Origin of the sequence: Bacillus sp. FSL L8-0199 (assembly GCF_038005705.1) — a bacterium.
GTDB classification, from domain to species: domain Bacteria; phylum Bacillota; class Bacilli; order Bacillales; family Bacillaceae_G; genus Bacillus_A; species Bacillus_A cereus.
Genome location: NZ_JBBOTS010000003.1, coordinates 296,491 through 303,444, shown reverse-complemented (window position 1 = coordinate 303,444; position 6,954 = coordinate 296,491). Strand labels below are relative to the sequence as shown.

Here is a 6,954-nt window from a genome sequence, read left to right as displayed (position 1 = left end):
TATTGCTGAAATAATTGATTATCTGTCAGCTTTTCTTTTTCTTCAATTGTCCACTGTAATGCATTTAGCGCTTTCTCTCTCGTCCAAAAGCCACTAGGTGTCACCTTAAATTCCCATTCTTTAAATTGATTCGGATATAAATCATTAATCATTGCATATGGACTATCATTCCAATACAATTGACAGGCTCCTCTCAATCCTAATTGAGTTAGCCATTTATTTTCGTATATATTCTTCAACTGATCCGGATTTAATTTTTCTTTTTCTTCAATCGTCCATTTCAGTGCTTGTAACGCTTTTTCTTTCGTCCAAAATTTATTAGGGGCCTTAGTAAATTCCCATTCTTTAAACCGATTTGGATATAAATCATTAATCATTGCATACGGACTTCCATCCCAGATCACCCTTAAAGGTGCACTTAGTCGCCGCTCATTTAACCATTTTTGCCCATAAATTCGCAAGAGTTTTTGGGGTGATAATTTCTCCTCTTCTTCAATTATCCATTTTAATAATTGTAAGGCCTTTTCTTTCGTCCAAAAATTTAACGGCGTCATTCTAAATTCCCATTCTTTAAATTGATTCGGATATAGATCATTAATCATCGCATATGGACTATTGTCATATTTATGCTTCAATACGCCACGTAATCGATACTTCGCAATTACTGCGTTATTCCAATTCTGTTTTATCTCTTCTTCGTTCCAATTTAAAATTTTTGTTACTAAATACCTTGTTACCCTTTTAGCCATTTCATTGTTTTCATCTAAATTCCAAGTATTTCGTGGGAATCTATTTCTTTTTCCATCTAATATCTCCTGATAGATGTCCTCTATAGTAATTGTGTCCATCTGTATCTCATAACCTTTCTCTGAAAATATACGTATATATAGTTAAAATGATTTTTAAACAATTATTAATATTGATAAGATAAGTTTTTAGTGGATTACAACCTGTGTACATCAACTAAAAACACATATAATTTTGCATACATGTTACGTCAAATGTTTTTATTTAATGCTATGTAGCGTTTAACGGTTTTCACATAGAAATGTATTCTCCTGTTCATTTTCTTTCGTTAGAAAGGAATAGGGACGGCCGTTTTTCGAATTTGTCTCAAAAAAATAGGTGTTTTATCTATTTTAAGAAAATAATGCATACGTAGTGAATTATTTGAACTATAGATAATTCGTCAAATAAGAGGAATCCTCATATACTACGCAATATTTCAATTCTTCACCATTTTCCTTATACCATATCGACTACTTTGTTTATATTTTATATTTCTTCAAAAGTGGACTGCTTTAAAATTTGTAACACCTGTAAATCTGGATTTTACTCCCTGTTATATAGTGTGAGTACGAAATATTACTTATAGAAGAAACACTTCATCAATCAATGCTCTGTCTATATCTACCTTATAAGCTATCTTGCGCCATTTCATTTACATCTTTATAATAATACAAGTATACATTTATAATAAGAGGTGCCTTATGAACAAATCAGAATTAATAAAACAAGTCGCAATACAATCCGAACTAACAAAACCGCAAGCAAGTCTTGCTGTAGATGCAGTATTAGAATCTATTCAACATGCACTACAAAATGGGGAACATGTACAGCTACTTGGCTTCGGCACATTCGAAGTAAGAGAACGTGCTGCCCGTGAAGGACGCAATCCACATACTGGTGAAGCTCTTACGATCCCTGCGGGAAAAACACCTGCCTTTAAAGCGGGGAAAGCATTAAAAGAAGCTGTAAAAGCTAAATAATATTTCTTTAACAGTAGCATGACTTCCAAGGATTTCATGCTACTGTTTTATTTTAGAATCGAATCGTGGAGATGGCATGTTTATATACAAGCTGTTGTTTCCCTTCAAATTCTATTAAAATAGAAAAAGTATCATATCCTCTTATTATTCCTTTTATATGTAGTCCTTTTAACAGAATTAACGTGATATCCTTCTTCTTTTGAAACGCTTCTTGTAATAAGTGTTCCTGTGAAAATAGTATGTTCTTACCTCTATCCTTTTGAAATGCTTGTAATTTCGTTTCCAAAGCGTTCGCCCCCTATTCTTCTCATACCGTTACTTTGTATTGTTCTAGTTCAGCTAACAGTTGTTTTACACCCTCTGGACTCAGTGTCAGCTTTCCACCTATTAGTTTTACATTCCTTGAAGATATTTCTCCTGTGATAGGACACGTACCATGAGGTGTATATTTTTGTAGAACAATCGCATCTTCTTCTACAAAAAATTCTAAAGCATCGCTTGTTTCCACCTGTAAAGTTTTTCTTGTTTCTTTTGGTATTACAATTCGTCCCAAATTATCTACTTTTCTTACAATACCTGTTGCTTTCATAAGCATGCCCTCCTTTTTTACAAATACAATATTCCACATATCTCGTAATCGTTTACATTATTCTAAAACCATATATAATATAAAAAGTTTATCTCAATCTGTAGAAATAGAGAGATTTTACATGTCTTCTTACGTACACTGTTGCAAATCTTCTATTTCCTTCATACTCTCAATCACTTTTTCATCACTCACTATATAATAAACCTCATTTCCTTTTCGCTCATAAGAAACCATCTTAAACTGTTTTAACTTTATTAACTGCTGTGACATTGTAGATTGTGGAACACGTAGTAACTTCTGTAACTCAGATACATTTAATGGACCTTTCGAAATTAATTCTCGAACGATCATCAAACGCATAGGATGTCCAAGCATCCGCAATATATCTGCAGGTCTCTCGTAATACTCAATATTCATATAAAAAGCTTTTTGCATAATCTTTCCCCCTTTTTTAAATGAATGGTTTTTGCACCCTAATATCTTCCATTTGTTCCGCCGATGCTTTATAAATGCAAGGACTTCATTTAAGTATCTATATTCTTATAACTATATTATTCCTCAAAATTCTCCCTATGTCCTCTTTGTATCTTACATTGCTTCCGATGTTTTTTACTAAATAACTCATTTACTTCACTCTGTTTTATATTCTCTGGTATTTCTAAAGTGCGTCCATTTTCCTCCAAGAAATTTTTAATACTTTCATTTTTTACGTAGAGACCGGAGTTCGAAGTTTTTCCTTTTTCTGCTGTTCCTTCAGATGCTCCAATTGCAATAGTCTCTTTTTCATACATAAATAATCCTTTGGAATATCTTCTTGCAGACTTAAATCATATAGTAAACTGTTAAAATAGTTCCGCTGTCTTAATGTAGACTTTCTTCTACGCATAGAGTGTTCCATCTGTTGCAATAGCTCCGTTAGCTCAACAGTAGAAAAATCCACTTCTATCCACTTCTGAAAAAAACGTGTTTTTTCTAAATAGACAATTACTTGCTCAACAAACGCATCCGTAATAATAGATTTATCTTCCTCTACAACAACATAGTCCATATCTTGAAGAAGCGTACGAACAATTCCTCGAATATCAGTGAGAAATCCCTGTTGTAAAGGGCGTTCTAAATCTGTAAATACCATTCTACCAACAATCCTTTCTTACAACCACGTAGTCTAATTAAAATAAAAATTTCAGTACGTATTTCTTTTAGTCTAAAAAACACATAGTAAATGTATAATAATAAATATAATGTAATAATATCAAAACCGGTATTGAGAAAATAGTAAAATGACTATATGTTATTCCTATTTATTGTATACTATAAATAATCTGTCATTAAATCCCTTGTATATAAGAAAAGCGAGATAAAAGAGCTCGCTTTTCTTTTTGTTTGCATATAATTTCATGAAAAAGCCTCAATACATGTTAAGGAGGGCGAAATAGAAATGCAATTGAAAGAGGAGCCCTTTAGCATAGAGCGATGACAGTTGCATATGTAATTGTTAACTAGGCACATTCTATCATATATATTTTATCTACTTACATATGAATAATTTTAATTTCTGAAATATTTAACCGCCCCTACAATAAATACTACAACTATACGAAGGGAAATGGGAAGTTGAAAACGAGAGAGCTTCTTACTGTAGAACAAAGGGAATACTTTTATGAAGTTCCTAAGCATATGGACGAGAGAGAAATTCTACGATATTACACAATATCTGATGAAGAAATGCAAATTATAAATAAACAACGCGGTGCTGCCAATCGATTAGGTTTTGCCATACAAATTGCTTACTTACGCTTTCCTGGGAGACCATTATCTGCAAATGAAAAAGTACCAGATTTTATTGTACATACGATTGCTAAACAATTAAGGATTTTACCTTCAGCTATAGAGAACTATGCACGTGGACGTGATACAACTCGTCGAGAACATTTGAGTAAAATCAGAAGTATATTTGGATTTCGGACATTTAATTTAAAAGAATATCGAGAGCTAGCACGTTGGCTCCTCCCAATGGCAATGAAAACAGATCAAGGCCATCTTTTAGTAGATGCTCTTATTACAGAAATGAGGAAAAGAAAAATCATTCTTCCAGCCATATATGCAGTTGAACATGTAGCATGGGCTGTACGTGAACGAGCACATAGAAAGATTTTTAAACAATTAACAAGAAATCTTACTTCTTCTCAATGTAAGCAATTAGACAAGTTATTAAGTGTAGGAAAAGGATATAAGTTTTCATATTTATCATGGCTTCGACAACCTTCAGGTGTTGTTTCCGTAAAAAATTTCCACAAGATTATGGATCGAATAGAGTTTATCCAAAAATTAAATTTACCTTTAGAGAACGGCAGAGAAGTTCATCAGAATAGATTGCTACAGATGGCACGTGAAGGATCACGTTATTCCAATCAACATTTATCTAGGTTTCATGAGTTCAAACGACATGCAACTCTTATGGCCTTTCTCATTCACATATATGCTTTTTTAACAGATCAGGGAATAGAGATGCTTGAGAAACTAATGGGTAGAATGTTTAATCGGGGAGAAAAGAAACATAAGGAACATTTTCAAAAGGACGGGAAAGCGATAAATGAAAAGGTTCGTTTATACGCGAAAGTTGGAAAGGCTTTAATTGAAGCAAAAGAATTAGAACAAGACCCATTTGAATCTTTGCAATCCATCATTTCATGGGAACAATTTGTACAATCAGTGGAACAGGCAGAAGAATTAGCTAGACCAGCAGAGTTTGATTATTTAGAACTGCTGGATAATCACTATGGACACTTTCGAAAGTTTGCACCTAGATTATTAAGCACGTATGTATTTAAAGCCTCTAAAGCCAGCCATACTTTATTTCAGGCTCTAGAGATGTTGAAAGAAATGAACCAAACAGGAAAAAGAAAAGTCCCAGAAACAGCTCCGATGGATTTTCTTAAATCGAAATGGTTCAAGCATGTAATGAAAGAAAATGGTATTGATCGTCATTACTATGAGTTCGGTATCTTTTCAGAATTATGTAATCATCTTCGTTCTGGGGACATGTGGGTTGTAGGAAGTAGACAATATAAGGATTTTGAAGAATATCTTTTACCTCAAGAAAAATGGAACGAATTAAAGGAGAAACATCAAGTTCCATTAACAATTCCAACCAACATAGATCAGTATTTACAGGAACGATTTGAGTTAATGGAAGAGCAACTCTCTAAGGTAAATCATTTAATTCAAAAGCAATTATTGCCGGATGTTGAAATCTATGCAGATAAAATACAAATTGCATCTTTAAAGAAAATGATTCCGGATGAGGTCGAAGATCTAACTAGACTTATTTATAGTGTATTACCGCGCATTAAATTAACAGATCTATTGGTAGAAGTAGATAGCTGGACCCATTTTAGTAAACATTTTGTTCATCTTCATACCCAAACTGAGCCAAAGGATAAATCTGTATTATTCGCAGCTATTTTGGCTGATGGAATTAATCTTGGTCTTTCAAAGATGGCAGATGCATGTCCAAATATATCTTATACACAATTAGCTTGGATATCGGATTGGTATATAAGGGATGAAAATTACTCCAAAGCGCTTGGAGCAATCACTGATTTTCAGCATAAATATCCATTCTCTTCTCATTGGGGAGATGGTTCAACTTCATCTTCTGATGGACAATTCTTTAGAGCTGGTGGGCAGTCTAGTCCGTTAGCACAAGTAAATGCAAAGCATGGTAGAGATCCAGGATTAAGTTTTTATACCCATATCTCAGATCAATACGCTCCATTTTATGTACAAGTTATTAGTTCATCAGAAGAAGCGCCACATATTATTGATGGCCTATTGTATCATGAAACAGATTTGGAAATCGAAGAACATTATACGGATGCGGCAGGATTTGTAGATCATGTCTTTGCCATGTGTCATATGTTAGGGTTTCGATTTGCTCCTAGAATTAAAACGTTTAGCAAAAATAAAATTTATACGTTTGAAAAGCCCTTCAATCAACCGCATCTCGAATTTATGATTGGTGGAACAATTCATACAAAGAAAATAAGAGAAAATTGGGATGATTTATTACGATTAACTAGTTCTGTTCGTAATGGAACAGTCACAGCTTCTCTTATTCTTAAAAAGCTTGCAGCCTATCCAAGGCAGAATAGCTTATCCGTAACGTTGCGTGAGATAGGTAGGATTGAAAGAACTTTATATACATTAGAATGGTTGCAGAGTCCTGAGCTTAGAAGACGTGTTCAGGTTGGTTTAAATAAAGGTGAAGCAAAACACGCACTTGCTCGAGCTGTATTTTTCAATCGATTAGGAGAAATTCGTGATCGTTCTTATGAGGATCAATTACATAGAGCAAGCGGTTTGGAACTTCTTATTTTAGCAATCGTATTATGGAATACGGTATATATATCACGTGCAGTAGATGCATTACGTGCAAAAGGCGTGGACATTCCAGAAGAATATTTACAACATATATCTCCACTTGGATGGGAACATATTACGTTGACAGGTGATTATGTTTGGAATTTAAAACAAAAAGCAAGCTTTAATAACCTAAGACCATTACGAGAGAAAAACTCTATAAAAAAATGATAA

The 6,954-nt window shown here is 33.6% G+C and carries 6 protein-coding genes and 1 pseudogene; 2 read left to right on the top strand and 5 right to left on the bottom strand.

What is annotated here, in order from left to right; genetic code table 11:
* Positions 1-854 (bottom strand): DUF4046 domain-containing protein (locus tag NST86_RS31710; RefSeq protein ID WP_340935278.1); only part of this gene is annotated, 854 nt, incomplete at its 3' end.
* Positions 855-1,490: 636 nt separating this feature from the next.
* On the opposite strand from NST86_RS31710, the gene NST86_RS31705 reads away from it, so the two are divergent.
* On the top strand, positions 1,491-1,769 hold the full coding sequence (locus NST86_RS31705; protein WP_001043043.1) for an HU family DNA-binding protein: 279 nt from the start codon (positions 1,491-1,493) through the stop codon (positions 1,767-1,769).
* 52 nt (positions 1,770-1,821) lie between these two features.
* On the opposite strand, the gene hfq is transcribed toward NST86_RS31705, so the two are convergent.
* The 4 genes and pseudogenes from hfq to NST86_RS31685 all read right to left on the bottom strand — a co-directional run bounded on the left by hfq (position 1,822) and on the right by NST86_RS31685 (position 3,490).
* Positions 1,822-2,055, bottom strand: coding sequence for an RNA chaperone Hfq (gene hfq, locus NST86_RS31700; protein ID WP_086424306.1), 234 nt, complete (start codon positions 2,053-2,055; stop codon positions 1,822-1,824).
* Positions 2,056-2,076: 21 nt separating this feature from the next.
* Positions 2,077-2,358, bottom strand: a complete 282-nt coding sequence (locus NST86_RS31695; RefSeq protein ID WP_061687925.1) for an AbrB/MazE/SpoVT family DNA-binding domain-containing protein — start codon at positions 2,356-2,358, stop codon at positions 2,077-2,079.
* A 129-nt stretch (positions 2,359-2,487) separates the two neighbouring features.
* Positions 2,488-2,793: an ArsR/SmtB family transcription factor gene (locus tag NST86_RS31690; RefSeq protein ID WP_086424305.1), complete on the bottom strand. Its 306-nt coding sequence runs from the start codon at positions 2,791-2,793 to the stop codon at positions 2,488-2,490.
* A 116-nt stretch (positions 2,794-2,909) separates the two neighbouring features.
* Positions 2,910-3,490 (bottom strand): annotated as a pseudogene (locus NST86_RS31685) (hypothetical protein).
* A 482-nt stretch (positions 3,491-3,972) separates the two neighbouring features.
* On the opposite strand from NST86_RS31685, the gene NST86_RS31680 reads away from it, so the two are divergent.
* On the top strand, positions 3,973-6,951 hold the full coding sequence (locus NST86_RS31680) for a Tn3 family transposase (RefSeq protein WP_098832411.1): 2,979 nt from the start codon (positions 3,973-3,975) through the stop codon (positions 6,949-6,951).
* Positions 6,952-6,954: the final 3 nt, after the last annotated feature.